Raw genomic sequence first — 14,760 nt, 5'->3', positions numbered from 1 at the left:
CCGGCCGCCTATTGCGAGGCCGGTTTCGTCTCCTCTTCGGGGAGCTTTCCGGTCGCCTGAAAGATGACGCGCCTGGCCACTTCGACGGCGTGGTCGGCGAAGCGCTCGTAGAACCGGCCCAGCAGGGTGACATCGACCGCGGCCGCCACCCCGTACTTCCATTCGCGGTCCATCAGCACCGAGAACAGGTGGCGGTGCAGATCGTCCATCGCGTCGTCCTCTTCGCGAATCCGGGCGGCCTTCTCCGGATCGCGGGACATCACCACCTCTTGCGCGCTGTTGCCCAATTCGACTGCGACCCGGCCCATTTCGGCGAAGTAGCCGTTGACCTCTTCGGGGAGCGCGTGCTGGGGGTGCCTGCGGCGGGCGATCTTTGCGACGTGCAGGGCCAGCGCGCCCATCCGGTCGATGTCGGCCACCATCTGGATCGCGCTCACGATGGACCGCAGGTCACCGGCGACCGGTGCCTGCAAGGCCAGCAGCACGAAGGCGCTCTCCTCGGCGCGAGCGCTCAGCGTGGCGATCTTTTCGTGGTCGGAGATCACTTGTTCGGCCAGCACCAGGTCGGCCTGCAACAGGGCTTGGGTGGCTCGCTCCATCGCGATACCCGCCAGCCCGCACATCTCGCCGAGCTGCTCGGATAACTCCGAGAGCTGCTCGTGGTAGGCGGTCCGCATACCGCCAAGCCTACGTTCTCGGGGCCGAAAACGGGCGGCGGAGCGCCCAAAAGCGCTTACTCGCAGGTGGTATCGGCAGCGTTGGTGACGGTCAGGTCCTCGGGGAGCTTGGCCGGTGCGCTGCCGGAGCCGCGTTCGATCTGCAGGCTGATCGATGATCCGCTCGGCTGCGGGGTGGCGACCGACTTGAAGTCGGGTCCGAGCACCACCTGAACGACCTGCCCGTAGCCGGAAACGCGCTGAACCCTCGCGTTGGCGAACGACGACGCGACGGTCGCCGCGGCCTGCTCGTTGCCGGCCGAGAACAACACCGTCGTCGTGTTGATCGAGCTCGGATAATCGTCCGGCGTCATCACGTTGAAGCCATTGCGCTTGAGCTGGCTGGTGGCCGTGGCGGCCAGGCCACTCTGCGTCGTCGCGTTGGACACCCGCACCGTGACGTCGCCCGGCGTGGTCGTGGTCACCTGCTCGTGCCGGGCCTCCGGGGCCGCGGTGGGGGCCGGCGTTTGCTTGGGGGCGGGCGCCTTCGTCTGACCGGACTTGTCGTCGGATGTTCCCAAATTCTTTGCGTTCTGGTCGTTTTCCTCGGGCAGCGGATCGTCGTTGATGATGGCGTCGAACAGCGCCCGCATGTCGCCCATGCGCGGCGGTTCGTCGCCGTTCTGGTCGGTCACGCCGGTCGGCACCGTGACGAAGGTGACGTGCCCGGCCGCCATCCCCTGCAACGACTGACCGAGCTGGATCAGGTCCTTCGACTGCACGTTGTCGACGACGGTGTCGCTGATGAACATGTTGACGACGTTGTTGAGCTTGTTGAGGTCGAGCAGGGTGTCCTCGGAGATCAGCGAGCGCAGCAGCGACGACAGGAACAGCTGCTGGCGTTTGATCCGGCCGTAGTCCCCGTTGGTTTCGGTGGTGACCTGGCGGGCCCGCACGTAATTCAGGGCGGTCGGGCCGTCGAGGACTTGGCGGCCGCCGTGATCGAGCACCGTGCCCAGCTCATAGTCGTGCAACGCGGATTTCGAGCACACCTCCACGCCGCCCAGGGCGTCGACCATCTTGGCGAACCCGGCGAAGTCCACGGCGATGAAGCGGTTGATGCTCAACCCGGACAATTTCTGGATCTCTTTGACCAGACATTTCGGGCCGCCGAAGGCGAATGCCGAGTTCAGTTTGGTCTCCGTGTAAACCATTTTCGGGCCCCAGGTCTTGGTCTTCGCGTCGTAAAGGGGCCCGTACTTGCCCGTGTCTGGGTTCCATGCCTCGCATTGCATCGGGGTGATCGCCAGGTCGCGGGGGAACGACACCGCCACCACCCGTTTGCGGTTGGCCGGAATGTTGACCAGCATCACCGTGTCCGATCGCGCGCCCCCGGCGTCTTCGGTGTCACCGGCGCCCATGTTGGCGTTCTCGCCGGCGCGCGAGTCCATGCCGACGATCAAGAAGTCTTCGTCGCCGTATTGCCCGTTGCGGTCGCGAATGTCATCCGACCCCTGGTCGAGCGCGCTGACGGTGTTGAGCCGGGCGTTCTTGGACGTGCTCCACTGCCACGCCCCGCCGGTCAACGCCACGGCCAGCACGGCAAACAGCGCCGCCACCGAGCGAGCGGCCAGCAGCATCGGGCGGTGGCGGCGGCGCGGTTTAGGCGCGTGATCGTCGGGAGTTCCCTCGGCTGGCGGCCCGTCGCCGTTTCGGCCGTCGCCGGCCTCGAGGTCGGGAAGCTCCGAGATTACGTCGAGCGAGTAGGCGAGGTCCTCGATAACCTGCGTCTGCCGCAACTCGACCGGGAGGTCCGATTCGGCCTCGGCGGGCCCGGGTTCGGGCTCCGGTTCGAGTTCGAGTTCGGGTTCGGGCTCCGGTTCGGCGTGGCGGTGCGTGGACCGGCCGGTCGACGGGGCGCCCAGCTTCGCGATCAGGTCGGCGACGCTGAGCCCCCCGCCGGTGTGTGACCCGGATCCTTCGTCGTCGGCTGCGGACGGCTGGACGGTCTCGACGGCGGCGCCGGTCTGCCATAGGTGCAGGCTGTAGTCGGACGGGGGCTCGGAGAACCGCTCCCACGGGGCGGCGCCCAGCGCGGCCCGCCGAGCGTCGCGAGTGGCGTCCTCGGCGTCACTCATGTCCTACCGGCCTCCGAAGCTCTGATGCGGATGTCAGCGTGTCCGTGCGCAATGCCGTCCCAGCGCTCGGCATTCTCGGCGCTGCGGCTCGTGCCACCCGTGGGTGGCACTCCTTTGTCGCGCTCCGACGGCGGTGCGTTACCGATCCGCCAGAACGCGCCATGCAGCAAGGTCCACATCGTACTGAGTTATCGGTCCGGACGCGATTTCGAGCGGTCGATCAGCCGCCGGAGTGCATCACGTCGGCGCCGGCCGGCACGGTGCAGTCGTCGGGGTCCGTCAGCCAGCCTTCGGGCAGCGCCACGCGGGCGGGTGACCCCTGCCGGCCCCGGGGGCCGCTCGCCGCGTCCGGGAAGGGGACCGTGCCGTCCAATTGGCTTAGCAGAGAATCGAGTTCGTCGAGCGTCTTGACCATCGCCAGCGCCCGGCGCAGCCCCGAGCCGGCCGGAAAGCCGTGCAGGTACCACCCGATGTGCTTGCGGATGTCGCGCATGCCCTTGTCCTCGCCGAAGTGCGCGGCCAGCAGCCGCCCGTGTCGGCGGACGATGTCGGCGACTTCACCCAACGTGGGCGGGGTGGGGGCCGGGCTCCCGGTGAACGCGGCCGAGAGTTCGGCGAAAAGCCAGGGGCGACCCAAGCAGCCGCGGCCGATGACGACGCCGTCGCAGCCGGTTTTGGCCATCATCGCCAGCGCGTCGCTGGCGTCGTAAATGTCGCCGTTACCCAACACCGGAATCGTCGTCACGTGCTGCTTGAGCAGCGCGATCTGTTCCCAGTCGGCGGTGCCGGAGTAGCGCTGCGCCGCCGTGCGGGCGTGCAGCGCGACGGCGGCGGCGCCCTCGGTCTCGGCGATGCGGCCGGCGTCGAGGTGCGTGTGATGCTCGTCGTCGATGCCGACGCGGAACTTGACGGTCACCGGCACCCCGGAACCCTCGGCGGCACGCACGGCCGCCGCGACGATCTGGCCGAACAGCCGCCGCTTGTACGGCAGCGCGGCGCCGCCGCCGCGTTTGGTCACCTTGGGCACCGGACAGCCGAAATTCATGTCGATATGGTCGGCCAGGCCCTCGTCGACGATCATTCGGGCGGCGTCGTACGTGGTCGCCGGGTCGACCGTGTAGAGCTGCAACGAGCGTGGCGACTCATCGGGAGCGAACGTGGTCATGTGCATGGTGACCGGGTGGCGCTCGACGAGGGCGCGCGCCGTCACCATCTCGCAGACGTAGAGCCCGCTGACGGTGCCGGCCTTCGACCGCTCGAGCTCACGACACAGCGTTCGGAATGCGACGTTGGTCACGCCCGCCATCGGGGCCAGCACCACCGGGCTGGCGAGCGTGATGGGACCGATGCGCAACGCTGGGTTACCGGCGGCTCATTGCCAGCTTGCCGGCGGTCTGGTGCAGCTCGAACGCGGTGGTCTTCTTGCCGGTGCGGGCTTCACGCTCGAGCTGGCGCTGCTTCGAGATCTCGAACTTGTCGCAGGCCTGCTCGAGTTCCTTGATCAGCAAGGCGAGGTCGTCGCGCATCGCCGCCGCCTCGCCGGTGAAGTCCTCGCGCTCGAAGATGCGCCATTTCTTCAGGACGGGCATGACGACGTCGTCGAGGTGGATGCGCGGGTCGTAGACGCCGCCGACGGCGATGAAGACGGCCTTGCGCCGGAACTCGGGGACCTGGTAGCCGGGCATCTGGAAGTTGCGCAGCACCTTGTGCAGCTCTTTCATTGCCTGATTGGGCGCAATCTCGAACCCGGCCTCGCTGACGTCGCGGTAGAAGATCATGTGCAGGTTCTCGTCGGCGGAGATCTTCTGCAGCAACTGGTCGGCGATGGTCTCGTTGCAGGCCTTGCCGGTGTTGCGGTGTGAAATCCGGGTCGCCAGCTCCTGGAAGGTCACGTAGATGACCGAGTCGAACAGGCTCTCGGCGAACAGGTCGGCCCGCACCTGCTGGTTCTGGCCCGGGCTGAAGCCCCGGTTCACCACCTCGGTGCGGAGTTTCTCCAGCTCGACGGGGTCCACGGCGCGGGTCACGACCAGGTAGTCGCGCAGCGCGATGCCGTGCCGGTTTTCTTCGGCGGTCCACCGGTTGACCCACTGGCCCCAGGCGCCGTCCAAGCCGAAGTTCATCGCGATCTCGCGGTGGTATGACGGCAGGTTGTCTTCCGTCATGAGGTTCTGCACCATCGCCACCTGGGCGAGGTCGGAGAGCTGGCTTTCCTCGGGGTGCCAGTCCTGCCCGCCCAGCGCGTAGAAGTTCTTCCCGTCGGACCACGGGATGTAGTCGTGCGGGTTCCAGTTCTTGTGCATGCTCTCGTGCCGGTTGAGGCATTTCTCGACCACCGGTTCGAGCTCGTGCAGCAGCTGTAGGTTTGTCAGCTCTGCTGACATGGGGGCCCCTCCAGTTATCTGTGTCGACGGGTAGCAGTCAATATATCTGTGTACCTCAGTAGCATCAAGCTGCCTGGCCGCGCGCCGCGTAACGGTTAGATCCCACATCCGGGGCGTTCAGCTCAGGTCGTAAGGGTTGCCGCCGGGGTGGAGTCGATAAACCGGCAGTCGCACTAGCCCAAGTCGGGGGCGGGCACGTACGGGGCGGCCGTGATGTACAGCATGTTGACGCAGTAGTCGATGAATTGTTTTCGCGTTGCACCGAGCTGCCCGTTCAGGTACGCGGTGAACAGGCTCGAAAGGCCGCCGACCAGGCTGGTGGCGATCATCTTCTCCAGCACCGGGTCACCGATCCGCGACAGCTTGCGCTGCAGCAGTTCGATGAAGTTGGGCATCCACTCCGCGCCAGACCGGGTCAGGATCGGTTCGACCGCCGGCGCCAGCAACAGCACCCGGCCGCGAACCGGGTCGTCGACCATCAGCTCGACGAACTTTTCGACGGCTTCCCGCGGGGTGTTCGCCGAAGTGAGCGTGTTCATCGCGCGCGTACACACGTCGTCGTAGACCGCGCGGACGAATTCGTCGCGGTCCGAGAAGCTTTCGTAGAAATACCGCTCCGTCAGGGCGGCCTCGCGGCACACCGCGCGCACGGTCAGCGCGGGCCGGCTGCCGCTGCCGAGCAATTGCACGCCGGCGGCGATGAGGTTGTCGCGACGGAGGGTGAGGCGATCCCCCAGGGGGACGCCGGTCCACCGGCCCCGTCGTTGACCGGACTGCACATCGCTCCTAAGCTAGAACTGACAACACGTGTAGTCAGATTTGCAGATACCCACAGGAATCCAATAGTGACCCAACATACGTCCGGACCCCGGCCGCTGACCAGCGACGTCGCCTGCGACGAATCGGGCGGACCCGCCGTGGCCGCCGGCTGCCCGGTGTCGCCCCTGGGCTACGAGGCGCCACCGGTCCCGCTGGGGCCCGACTCGCTGACGTGGCGGTATTTCGGTGATTGGCGCGGCATGCTGCAGGGCCCGTTCGCGGGATCCATGCAGAACATGCACCCGCAGTTGGGCGCCGCGGTGGAGCAGCACTCGACGTTCTTCCGCGAACCCCTGCCGCGGGTGATGCGGTCGCTGTATCCGATCGGCGGGGTGGTCTTCGACGGCGACCGCGCTCCGACGACGGGCGCCGAGGTCCGCGACTACCACACCGACATCAAGGGCGTGGACGACCAAGGCCGCCGGTATCACGCGCTGAATCCCGACGTCTTCTATTGGGCACACTCCACGTTCTTCATGGGCACGATTCTGGTGGCGGAGCGGTTCGGCGGCGGTCTGACGGAGGCCGACAAGCGGCAGCTCTTCGACGAACACATTCAGTGGTACCGGATGTACGGCATGAGCATGCGCCCGGTGCCCAAGACCTGGGAAGAGTTTCAGGAATACTGGGACCACATGTGCCGCAACGTATTAGAGGACAATTACGCGACGCGGGCCGTGCTCGATCTGACCATCTATGACAAGCTGCCGATCGCTCCCTGGCTCCCGGACTGGCTGTGGGGCGGCCTGACCAGGCTGTCGCGGCCGTTCTTCGTCTGGCTCACGGTGGGCTTGTATCACCCGGCCGTTCGCGAACGGTTGGGCTTTGAGTGGTCCGACCGCGACGAGTGGCTGCACCGGCGCTTCGGCAACCTGGTGCGCCTGGTCTTCGCGTTCGTGCCGCGCCGGTACCGCAAGCACCCGCGGGCCCGCGCCGGCCTCGACCGTGCTTCCGGGCGCATCCCGGCCGACGCGCCGCTGCCGCAGACGCCGGCACGCAACCTCCCGCCGGTGGCCGAGCGGGGCGACCCGAAGCATTACTGCCCCGTCTCCTGAGCGCCGGCGCCCGCGTTAGGCGTGGGTGTGACCGTGAACGTCCTCGACGCCGGCCTGGTGCACATGCTGATGGCTGTGCTCGGTGCCGTCGGTGTGGCTGTGGTGGTGCTCGTGCTCGACGTGGTCATGCTCGTGCGCGGTGTGCGCGTGCGCGTGGGTCAGGTCGCCATGCCCATGCTCGTGCGCGTGGGGCTGGTCGTGGGTGTGCTGGTCGGTCATCGGTGCCTCCTTGGATCAATCACTTGGTGCCGCCGCGCCGCCGGTTCGACGGTTGCGCTGCTTCGCCGACGGCCTTCAGGCCGCCGTCTCTGCGGTGATGACCGGGCACGCCCGGGCCGGCGTGTTCGGCGTTGAAGACGGCGTCGGTGACGAGCTGCCGGACGTGGTCGTTCTCCAGGCTGTAGAAGATCGTCGTTCCCTCGCGGCGGGTGCGGACCAGCCGCGCCATCCGCAGCTTGGCCAGGTGCTGGGAGACCGACGGCGCCGGCTTGCCCACGTGTTCGGCGAGTTCGTTGACCGACATCTCGCGCTCGGTCAGGGCCCACAGCGCTTGCACCCGGGTGGTGTCGGCCAGCATCCGGAAGACCTCGACCACCAGGCTCGTCTGATCCTCGGGTAAGCGGCCTGCGCCACTATCTGCATGCATACGCAGATAATACCCGGGGTGCCGCCGCTGCCCCGCGCGCCGCTCAGGGTGACGGGACCACCGTGGACCGCCGCTGGCCGCCGTTGCGCTCGTTCCAGAACCGGTAGACGTCCACCGCGCCCGCGTCAGGTTGGTAGCGCATCGGCAGGCGCCGCTGATCCCAGCTCTTGGCGAATTCGTCGTAGAAGGTGGACACCTCGAAGTACTTGCGGTCGTCGAGGTAATAGTCCTCGTACGCCTCGCGCGTGATCAGAAAGACGACTTCCTTCGGTGAGCAGTAGTACAGCGACCCCAGGCACATCGGGCACGGATGCGCCATGACATAGATCGTGCTGTCGACCAAGTGCTCGGTGCCCAGCTTTGTGCACGCTTCACGGATGGCCAGGATCTCGGCGTGGGCCGTCGGGTCGTTCGTCTGCGCCACTTTGTTGGCGCTCTCTGCGAGCACCTCGCCGTCCTGGACGATCACGGTGGCGAACGGGCGGCCGCCCTCCGCGACGTTTCGGCGGGCCAGGTCGATCGTCCGCTGGGCGAAGTCGGTCACAGGTCGCAGGGTAGTCCCGCGGGGCCAAACCGCCCTGCGATACTGACTAGATTGTCTATTTAATTCGGGGGCGAGAGGGAGCACGATGGCGCGCACCGATCGTGATCGTTGGGACCTGGCAACCAGTGTGGGCGCGACGGCGACCATGGTCGCGGCGCAGCGGGCCCTGTCCTCCGACGCGGAGTTGATCGACGACCCTTATGCGGCGCCGCTGGTGCGCGCCGTCGGGATCGACGTCTACGTCCGGATGGTCAACGGCGAAATCCCGACCGGTGGAGCCGCCGAGTTCAATCCGCAGCGGATGGCGCGCAGCATGGCTTGTCGCACACGGTTTTACGATGACTTCTTCCTGGAGTCGACTCGGAGCGGCATCGGTCAGGCGGTGATCCTGGCGTCGGGGCTCGATGCGCGCGCCTATCGCCTGCCGTGGCCGGCGGGCACCGTCGTCTACGAGGTCGACATGCCGGAGGTGATCGAGTTCAAGACCTTGACCCTCGAGGAGCTGGGCGCCGAGCCGACCGCCGAGCGGCGCACCGTCGCCGTCGACCTGCGCGACGACTGGGCCACCGCGCTGCGCCAGGCGGGATTCGATCCGCAGGCTCCGTCGGCGTGGAGCGCCGAGGGACTGTTGGTGTACCTGCCGGAGTCGGCCCAGGACGCGCTCTTCGACAACATCACGGCCCTGAGCGCACCCGGCAGCCGGCTGGCCTTCGACTTCGTGCCTGACACCGCCGTTTTCACCGACCCGCGCTGGCGCGCCCACCACGACCGGATGAGCGAGCTCGGCTTCGAGGTCGACTTCAACGACCTCGTCTATCACGGCGAGCGCAGCCACATCGTCGACCACCTCAGCCAGCGCGGCTGGCGGACGTCGTCGCGGACGGTAGCGGAACTGCACGCGGCCAACGGCTTCGCCTACGCCGACGACGAGGTCGCCCTTGCCTTCGCGGATGTGACCTACAGCAGCGCGGTGCTCGGGTAAGCGCCGATCTGCCGAGACCATCACGCGCCGGTGCCCCCACCAGGGCTCGAACCTGGGACCTGCGGATTAAAAGTCCGTAGCTCTACCAACTGAGCTATAGGGGCCGCGGAGATTCAGGATACTTGGGCCGCAAACGGGGCTCGTTTGAGGATTGGGCCCGCGGTGACCTAAGCTGACGTGGCTCCTAACGAAACCTCGTTGTGAGTACCCCGGAGTGATTCGGTTCTGGCCCCCATCGTCTAGTGGCCTAGGACGCCGCCCTTTCACGGCGGTAGCACGGGTTCGAATCCCGTTGGGGGTACGCGACGCGGTGACGCGGAGCAGCAGCAAGGCCCTGTGGCGCAGTTGGTTAGCGCGCCGCCCTGTCACGGCGGAGGTCGCGGGTTCGAGTCCCGTCAGGGTCGCCAACTCGGCGAGGCACTTCATGCCTTCCGGCCAGGTAGCTCAGTCGGTACGAGCGTCCGCCTGAAAAGCGGAAGGTCGGCGGTTCGATCCCGCCCCTGGCCACCGTCAAAGCGTTTTAATGCGGTGTCAGTGCCCGCAACTCAGCCTGTCTCGACGCAATCGGCGATCCCGAGAGATGCGGTCAAGCGCGAGGCTGAGTCTGCGCCGTCCACACTCGACCGTCGAAATAGCGCATCATTTGCATGTCTTGCTGGTCGGGGTACCAGCCAGGTGCCAAACCGCTGGTCGCAACGGGCTGTTGTTGTACCACCGGCCGCTCGACAACCGGCCGTTCCGCGCGCGGGGCCGACACTGCGCGGACTACCGCGATGATCACCGCGACAATCGCGATGAGCACCAATATCCAGACAAGGGAATTCACAGCGCCAGCGATCATGAGCCTGCACCCTCTTGTTGCGGCGGTTCCAGTGCATCCTCTAATACCCTCACCCTTTGCCACCGAAACTCGCCGCGCATGCGCTCGACAGTGGTCGCTCGGCACTCCGAGTCGCCCACCGAGGTGACCGCGGCCAGCCGGGCCGGCTGGCCGGCCGAGCCGGGGGGCGAGCTATGCCGATTTACGCCGGGAATTAAAGCCGTAATCTCCAAGCCGCGAAGCGCCGCCGGTGCGCTCTAGGCGTTCATCCAGCAGAGCATCCGCCGCGTCGATCGATGGCAACGGGCGGCCCAGTCGGCGAGCTGCATAGCGAAGAGCGGCAACTGATTGCAGCTCCGCGTCGATCGTGTCGATGTCGCGAATGGTGATGTCGCTGGGCATTGCGTCCTCCTGTCGGAGAAATCGTCGCCCCCCGGGTTCCTTTCAGTTACCCAGATTCATGGGCAATATTCCTGACACGCCGGCAATGGTTCGTGACCCATCTGACCGGCACGGTGCCCATGGGGTGCTTGCGGCGGCCAACCGCGACCGGCGAGGGTTCGAGAATCCGCATCAGTTCGGCCGGACCGCAAGAACGTCCGCCGGCACGTCGCCTTCGTCCGTGGCATCGGCCTCCGCGTGGGCTTACCGAGTTGCCTGTCGAATTCACCCCGGCGGATTGACCGGCCGTCACCGGCGCTACCCGAGCACCGGCAGCAGTAACCGCGACGACGAGCGCACCGTGTTCCAGCTGGACGTGCCGACGCTGGCATGGCGGAAGTTCATGATGGCCGGCGTCGACGGGTCCTGGTCGTCACTGGTGAGCGTGAGACGGATGCGGTGGCCGGCCTTGAAGCGTCGGGCGTTGGGCACCAATGGGATTCGGTACTCGACGTCCTCGCCCAGCGGCACCGCTCGGGGGTTGCGGCAGGGCAGCGCCGGCGCGCCGGGGCGACTGGCCGCCTCGTCGACCTCGCGCAGGCTGGCGCGCAGCCAGCCCGCGGTCACGTCGGTCGTTGCCCCGTCGGGTGCCACGTCGTGCAGCGTCGCGATCCACGCGGTGTCGATCGCCGTCGCCGAGGCGACCAGCCGCAGTTCGATGTCGCCCACCACGTCGACGTCCTCGGTCAACGGCGCGCCGGTCCAGGTCAGCACCGAAGGCGGATCGATCTCGCTGGGTTTGATGCGGCCCAAACCCGCGCCCAGAACCATGAATTCGCGGCTGCCCGGCTCACCTTCGTCGGCGGCCAAACCACCGTCCGCCCGCAGGGCCAGTTCACGATGCGGGGCGGGCGCCGGTGGCCAGGAGTCGGCGGTTCGCCACTCGTCGGCGCCGGGCAGGAAGTATCGAATGGGTGGCCCATCGGTGATTCCGGTGTCGCGGCCCTTCAACCATTGGTCGTACCAGGCCAGGGCCTCGGTGTGCATGCTTTCCCAGGGCCAGGTCAGACCGAACTCACCGAGCATGCCCATCCGCACGCAGGCGTTGTCCGACAATCCTTTCCATGCGGCGAAGGTCGACGGCAGGTGTAACGGCACGTTCTGCCAATCGCAGCCCAGGTAGACCGGGATGTCGATCTCCTTGAGCAGTGGCAACAGGTTTCGTTCTTCCCACCAATCGTCACGCGTCGGGTGTTTGACCACCGCCTCCTGCCACAACTCGTCCCACGGGTGGGGATTGTGTGGCAGCCTGAGCAGCTGGCGCAGCATCGTGACCGCCGCCTCGCCGTTCTTGGTCTCGAATTTCTTATGGATGCCAGGGCTGTTCAGCGCGCGCCGCGCCAGTCCCACCGGCTTGCTGCGCCACAGTTTGTCGCTGCGGTCGGAGGTGAGGCCCATCATGGCGAGAAACGGTGTGATGAACGACGAACTCACCAGCCCGTGGTGGTTGGCGCCCTCGTACAGGTCGGCGGTCACGGCCAGGGGGAAGATCGCTTTGAGGTGCGGCGGACGCTCGACGGCCGCCTCGAGTTGGGTCATCGCGAAGTAGCTGATGCCGATCATGCCGACGTTGCCGTCGCACCACGGCTGCGCCGCGGTCCACTCGACGAGGTCGTACACATCCCGGCGTTCCTGCGCGTCGAAGAAGTTGAAAGAGCCCTCGGAGCCGCAGGTGCCGCGGAGGTTGGCGATGACGTGCGCGTAACCGCGCGGCACCCAGAAGTCCGTCCTGCCGGCCTCGACGAACCCCGCCGGGGCGCCGAGGTCCTGCATCTGCCGCGGGTACGGCGACGCCGCCAGCAGTGCCGGGAAGCGGCCGTCGGCATCGGGCCGGTGCACGTCGGCCAGAAGCGTTGTGCCGTCACGGACCGTGATCGCGGTATTGATGTCGGTGCGCGACGCGTACCGCGGCTCGCTGAGGTTTCGGTATTCGCGGCCGGTGGTCTGCGGGCCGTTGAGCGTGATCACAGTTTCACGCTATGTTGAAATTAGTTTCAACGCAAGATGAAACTTCGGCTATGGTGGCATGGTGCCGACGCGATCGACGACCCCCGGTCCGCGCGACGAGCGCGGCGTGCTGGCGGCGCGCATTCTGGCCGCCGCTCGCGACGAGTTCGCCGAACATGGCTGGGCCGGCACGGCCATCCGCGCCGTCGCTCGCACCGCCGACGTCGATCCGGCTCTGATCTACCACTACTTCGGCTCCAAGGAGGGCCTGCTCGACGCCGCCACCACGCCGCCGCAGAAGTGGCTCGACGCGGTGTCCGCTACGTGGGCGACGCCCAAGGCGGACCTGGGCCGGCAGTTGATCCGCACCGTCTTGGACACCTGGACCGACGAGGAGGTCGGTCCCGTCCTGCGCGCCGTGGTGCTGACGGCCGCCCACGAGGACAAGACCCGGGAGAAGCTGCGGCTGATCGTTGAGCGGGGCCTGATCGGCGGTTCCACCCTTGGAGACGACGAGGGCGACCGACTGCGGCGCAGCGGGCTGATCGCCACCCAGCTGATCGGCTTCGCGTTGTTGCGCTTCGTCTGGAAGATCGAGCCGATCGCGTCGATGTCCGAGGACCAGGTGGTGGCCGCGGTCGCGCCGAACCTGCAGCGCTACGTCGAGGGCGACATCGCATAGGCGCTAACGCAACTCACGGCGACCAACGGCGACAATGACCGGATGCGTCTTTTGCGCCCGAACCTTGCACTCGCGGTCGCGGCGGGTCTGGTCCGTGTCGCGACCGCGCACGCCAGTCCCGACGTCCCGCCGGTGAGCGACGCGGCCCGCGCGGCCGGATTCGTCGACGTCCGCAGCGTGGTCCCCGACGCCATCATCGACCTGCGCTACGCGACCACCAACAACTTCACGCACACGCAGCTGTACCCGTCCGACGCCCGATGCCTGGTGCACCAGTCGATGGCGTCCGGACTGGCGACGGCCGCGACGGCGCTCCGGCCGCAGGGACATCTCCTCGTGTTCTGGGATTGCTATCGGCCCCACGACGTGCAGGTCAAGATGTTCAACGTCGTCCCCAACCCCGCGTGGGTCGCGCGCCCCGGCCAGTATGCGCACAGCCACGAGTCGGGGCGCTCGGTCGATGTGACGTTCACGACGGCAGAGCAGCCGTGCGCATCCGGGCTACACGCGCAGGGGCTTTGCCTGGCCGACATGGGCACCGATTTCGACGACTTCTCCTCGCGCGCAAACGCTTTCGCCACCCAGGGGGTGAGCGCCGACGCCCAGGCGAACCGCGCGGCGCTGCGCGACGCGATGAAGTACGGGGGGTTGGCGCCCTACTCCGGGGAGTGGTGGCACTTCGACGGCCCGGGCGCCGCGGTCGACCGGCCGATCCTGAATGTGCCCGTGGACTGATCTCATATTTCGAGACGAATATTTCAATATATGAGTCACGCCCGTAGGCTTCGGGCATGAACTGCGAAGACGGGGCCACCTACACGCACGGGCACCACGAGTCGGTGCTGCGGAGTCACCAGCGGCGCACCGCGGAGGACTCCGCGGCCTATCTGCTGCCGCACCTGAACTCGGGGCTGTCGGTCCTGGATGTCGGGTGCGGGCCCGGAACCATCACCGCCGATCTCGCGGCCCGGGTGGCGCCGGGTCCGGTGACGGCGGTCGACCAGTCGACCGACGTGCTCGATGTGGCCCGCGCCGAGGTCGAGCGACGCGGCCTGTCGAATGTTTCCTTCGCCACCGCCGACGTGCACCGGCTCGACTTCGCCGACGACGCCTTCGACGTGGTGCACGCGCACCAGGTGCTCCAGCACGTCGCCGACCCGGTGGGGGCGCTGCGGGAGATGAGGAGAGTGTGCGCGCCCGGCGGCCTGGTGGCGGCCCGCGACGCCGACTACGCGGGATTCATCTGGTTCCCGCAACTGCCGGCGCTCGACCTGTGGCGCGACCTTTACGAGCGGGCCGCGCGGGCCAACCGCGGCGAACCCGATGCCGGGCGACGGCTGCTGTCGTGGGCGCGGCAGGCGGGCTTCGCCGACGTCACCCCGACGAGCAGCCTGTGGTGCTACGCGACGCCCGCGACGCGCGAATGGTGGGGCGGGATGTGGGCCGACCGGATCCTGCACTCGCGGATCGCGAGCGACCTGTTGGAGTTGGGTCTGGCCACCAGTGCGCAGCTGGAGGAGATCTCCGCCGCGTGGCGCGACTGGGCGGCCGCCCCCGACGGCTGGATCGCCATTCCCCACGGCGAGATCCTCTGCCGGGTGTAGTGCGCACACAGGTTTGACCAGGTCAAGCGCGTGGTATTGGCA

At 67.4% G+C, this 14,760-nt stretch carries 16 protein-coding genes and 4 tRNA genes; 8 read left to right on the top strand and 12 right to left on the bottom strand.

Annotation, left to right across the window (positions count from 1 at the left end; genetic code table 11):
- Window positions 1–8: 8 nt before the first annotated feature.
- The 5 genes from phoU to A5691_RS00490 form a co-directional block, all read right to left on the bottom strand.
- Window positions 9–677, bottom strand: a complete 669-nt coding sequence (phoU, locus tag A5691_RS00510) for a phosphate signaling complex protein PhoU (protein WP_067752168.1) — start codon at window positions 675–677, stop codon at window positions 9–11.
- 56 nt (window positions 678–733) lie between these two features.
- On the bottom strand, window positions 734–2,794 hold the full coding sequence (locus A5691_RS00505) for an LCP family protein (protein ID WP_068015266.1): 2,061 nt from the start codon (window positions 2,792–2,794) through the stop codon (window positions 734–736).
- Between the two features lie 220 nt (window positions 2,795–3,014).
- Window positions 3,015–4,148, bottom strand: a complete 1,134-nt coding sequence (dusB, locus tag A5691_RS00500) for a tRNA dihydrouridine synthase DusB (protein WP_067752162.1) — start codon at window positions 4,146–4,148, stop codon at window positions 3,015–3,017.
- A gap of 7 nt (window positions 4,149–4,155) precedes the next feature.
- The gene (locus A5691_RS00495; RefSeq protein ID WP_068015263.1) at window positions 4,156–5,178 is read right to left on the bottom strand and encodes an acyl-ACP desaturase; all 1,023 of its coding nucleotides are present in this window, start codon (window positions 5,176–5,178) and stop codon (window positions 4,156–4,158) included.
- Between the two features lie 173 nt (window positions 5,179–5,351).
- Entirely contained in the window at window positions 5,352–5,957 is a 606-nt protein-coding gene (locus tag A5691_RS00490; protein ID WP_067752156.1) for a TetR/AcrR family transcriptional regulator, read from the bottom strand.
- Window positions 5,958–6,023: 66 nt separating this feature from the next.
- Here A5691_RS00490 and A5691_RS00485 point away from each other — a divergent pair, with 66 nt between their 5' ends.
- Window positions 6,024–7,052, top strand: coding sequence for an oxygenase MpaB family protein (locus A5691_RS00485; protein ID WP_067752153.1), 1,029 nt, complete (start codon window positions 6,024–6,026; stop codon window positions 7,050–7,052).
- Between the two features lie 15 nt (window positions 7,053–7,067).
- Here A5691_RS00485 and A5691_RS00480 read toward each other — a convergent pair whose 3' ends face one another.
- From A5691_RS00480 to A5691_RS00470, 3 genes are read right to left on the bottom strand one after another with little or no spacing between them, the layout of a single operon-like run.
- The gene (locus tag A5691_RS00480) at window positions 7,068–7,271 is read right to left on the bottom strand and encodes a zinc transporter Slc39a7 (RefSeq protein ID WP_067752150.1); all 204 of its coding nucleotides are present in this window, start codon (window positions 7,269–7,271) and stop codon (window positions 7,068–7,070) included.
- Window positions 7,272–7,290: 19 nt separating this feature from the next.
- Entirely contained in the window at window positions 7,291–7,698 is a 408-nt protein-coding gene (locus A5691_RS00475; RefSeq protein ID WP_082950072.1) for a metalloregulator ArsR/SmtB family transcription factor, read from the bottom strand.
- A 43-nt stretch (window positions 7,699–7,741) separates the two neighbouring features.
- Complete coding sequence (locus A5691_RS00470; RefSeq protein ID WP_067752146.1) at window positions 7,742–8,242, bottom strand: nucleoside deaminase; 501 nt, start codon at window positions 8,240–8,242, stop codon at window positions 7,742–7,744.
- 85 nt (window positions 8,243–8,327) lie between these two features.
- On the opposite strand from A5691_RS00470, the gene A5691_RS00465 reads away from it, so the two are divergent.
- Window positions 8,328–9,224, top strand: a complete 897-nt coding sequence (locus A5691_RS00465) for a class I SAM-dependent methyltransferase (protein ID WP_068018522.1) — start codon at window positions 8,328–8,330, stop codon at window positions 9,222–9,224.
- Between the two features lie 31 nt (window positions 9,225–9,255).
- Here A5691_RS00465 and A5691_RS00460 read toward each other — a convergent pair.
- Window positions 9,256–9,328, bottom strand: a tRNA-Lys gene (locus A5691_RS00460).
- A 124-nt stretch (window positions 9,329–9,452) separates the two neighbouring features.
- On the opposite strand from A5691_RS00460, the gene A5691_RS00455 reads away from it, so the two are divergent.
- The 3 genes from A5691_RS00455 (at window position 9,453) to A5691_RS00445 (ending at window position 9,731) form a co-directional block, all read left to right on the top strand.
- Window positions 9,453–9,525 (top strand) — tRNA-Glu (locus A5691_RS00455).
- Window positions 9,526–9,554: 29 nt separating this feature from the next.
- A tRNA-Asp gene (locus A5691_RS00450) sits at window positions 9,555–9,631 on the top strand.
- A gap of 26 nt (window positions 9,632–9,657) precedes the next feature.
- Window positions 9,658–9,731: transfer RNA gene (locus A5691_RS00445), tRNA-Phe, on the top strand.
- 79 nt (window positions 9,732–9,810) lie between these two features.
- On the opposite strand, the gene A5691_RS00440 is transcribed toward A5691_RS00445, so the two are convergent.
- The 3 genes from A5691_RS00440 to A5691_RS00435 form a co-directional block, all read right to left on the bottom strand.
- Window positions 9,811–10,065, bottom strand: a complete 255-nt coding sequence (locus A5691_RS00440) for a DUF2510 domain-containing protein (RefSeq protein ID WP_067751898.1) — start codon at window positions 10,063–10,065, stop codon at window positions 9,811–9,813.
- Window positions 10,066–10,236: 171 nt separating this feature from the next.
- Window positions 10,237–10,446, bottom strand: coding sequence for a hypothetical protein (locus tag A5691_RS27760; protein ID WP_156670031.1), 210 nt, complete (start codon window positions 10,444–10,446; stop codon window positions 10,237–10,239).
- Window positions 10,447–10,743: 297 nt separating this feature from the next.
- Window positions 10,744–12,453: a CocE/NonD family hydrolase gene (locus tag A5691_RS00435; RefSeq protein WP_067751902.1), complete on the bottom strand. Its 1,710-nt coding sequence runs from the start codon at window positions 12,451–12,453 to the stop codon at window positions 10,744–10,746.
- 58 nt (window positions 12,454–12,511) lie between these two features.
- Between A5691_RS00435 and A5691_RS00430 the strand changes: the two genes are divergently transcribed.
- From A5691_RS00430 to A5691_RS00420, 3 genes are read left to right on the top strand one after another with little or no spacing between them, the layout of a single operon-like run.
- Entirely contained in the window at window positions 12,512–13,114 is a 603-nt protein-coding gene (locus A5691_RS00430) for a TetR family transcriptional regulator (RefSeq protein WP_067751905.1), read from the top strand.
- A gap of 42 nt (window positions 13,115–13,156) precedes the next feature.
- Window positions 13,157–13,849: a M15 family metallopeptidase gene (locus A5691_RS00425; RefSeq protein WP_067751908.1), complete on the top strand. Its 693-nt coding sequence runs from the start codon at window positions 13,157–13,159 to the stop codon at window positions 13,847–13,849.
- 56 nt (window positions 13,850–13,905) lie between these two features.
- On the top strand, window positions 13,906–14,718 hold the full coding sequence (locus A5691_RS00420; RefSeq protein WP_067751911.1) for a class I SAM-dependent methyltransferase: 813 nt from the start codon (window positions 13,906–13,908) through the stop codon (window positions 14,716–14,718).
- Window positions 14,719–14,760 lie beyond the last annotated feature (42 nt).

The sequence above is a fragment of the Mycobacterium sp. E183 genome, assembly GCF_001667735.1.
GTDB lineage: Bacteria > Actinomycetota > Actinomycetes > Mycobacteriales > Mycobacteriaceae > Mycobacterium.
This window is presented reverse-complemented; position numbering and strand designations above follow the sequence as displayed.

Bases quoted from the DNA above. Each gene is read 5' to 3' on its own strand.
- A5691_RS00505 (WP_068015266.1), bottom strand. From the start codon at position 2,794: ATGAGTGACGCCGAGGACGCCACTCGCGACGCTCGGCGGGCCGCGCTG.
- A5691_RS00420 (WP_067751911.1), top strand. From the start codon at position 13,906: ATGAACTGCGAAGACGGGGCCACCTACACGCACGGGCACCACGAGTCG.
- A5691_RS00430 (WP_067751905.1), top strand. From the start codon at position 12,512: ATGGTGCCGACGCGATCGACGACCCCCGGTCCGCGCGACGAGCGCGGC.
- A5691_RS00465 (WP_068018522.1), top strand. From the start codon at position 8,328: ATGGCGCGCACCGATCGTGATCGTTGGGACCTGGCAACCAGTGTGGGC.
- A5691_RS00475 (WP_082950072.1), bottom strand. From the start codon at position 7,698: ATGCATGCAGATAGTGGCGCAGGCCGCTTACCCGAGGATCAGACGAGC.
- A5691_RS00495 (WP_068015263.1), bottom strand. From the start codon at position 5,178: ATGTCAGCAGAGCTGACAAACCTACAGCTGCTGCACGAGCTCGAACCG.
- A5691_RS00440 (WP_067751898.1), bottom strand. From the start codon at position 10,065: ATGATCGCTGGCGCTGTGAATTCCCTTGTCTGGATATTGGTGCTCATC.
- phoU (WP_067752168.1), bottom strand. From the start codon at position 677: ATGCGGACCGCCTACCACGAGCAGCTCTCGGAGTTATCCGAGCAGCTC.
- A5691_RS27760 (WP_156670031.1), bottom strand. From the start codon at position 10,446: ATGCCCAGCGACATCACCATTCGCGACATCGACACGATCGACGCGGAG.
- A5691_RS00425 (WP_067751908.1), top strand. From the start codon at position 13,157: ATGCGTCTTTTGCGCCCGAACCTTGCACTCGCGGTCGCGGCGGGTCTG.
- A5691_RS00480 (WP_067752150.1), bottom strand. From the start codon at position 7,271: ATGACCGACCAGCACACCCACGACCAGCCCCACGCGCACGAGCATGGG.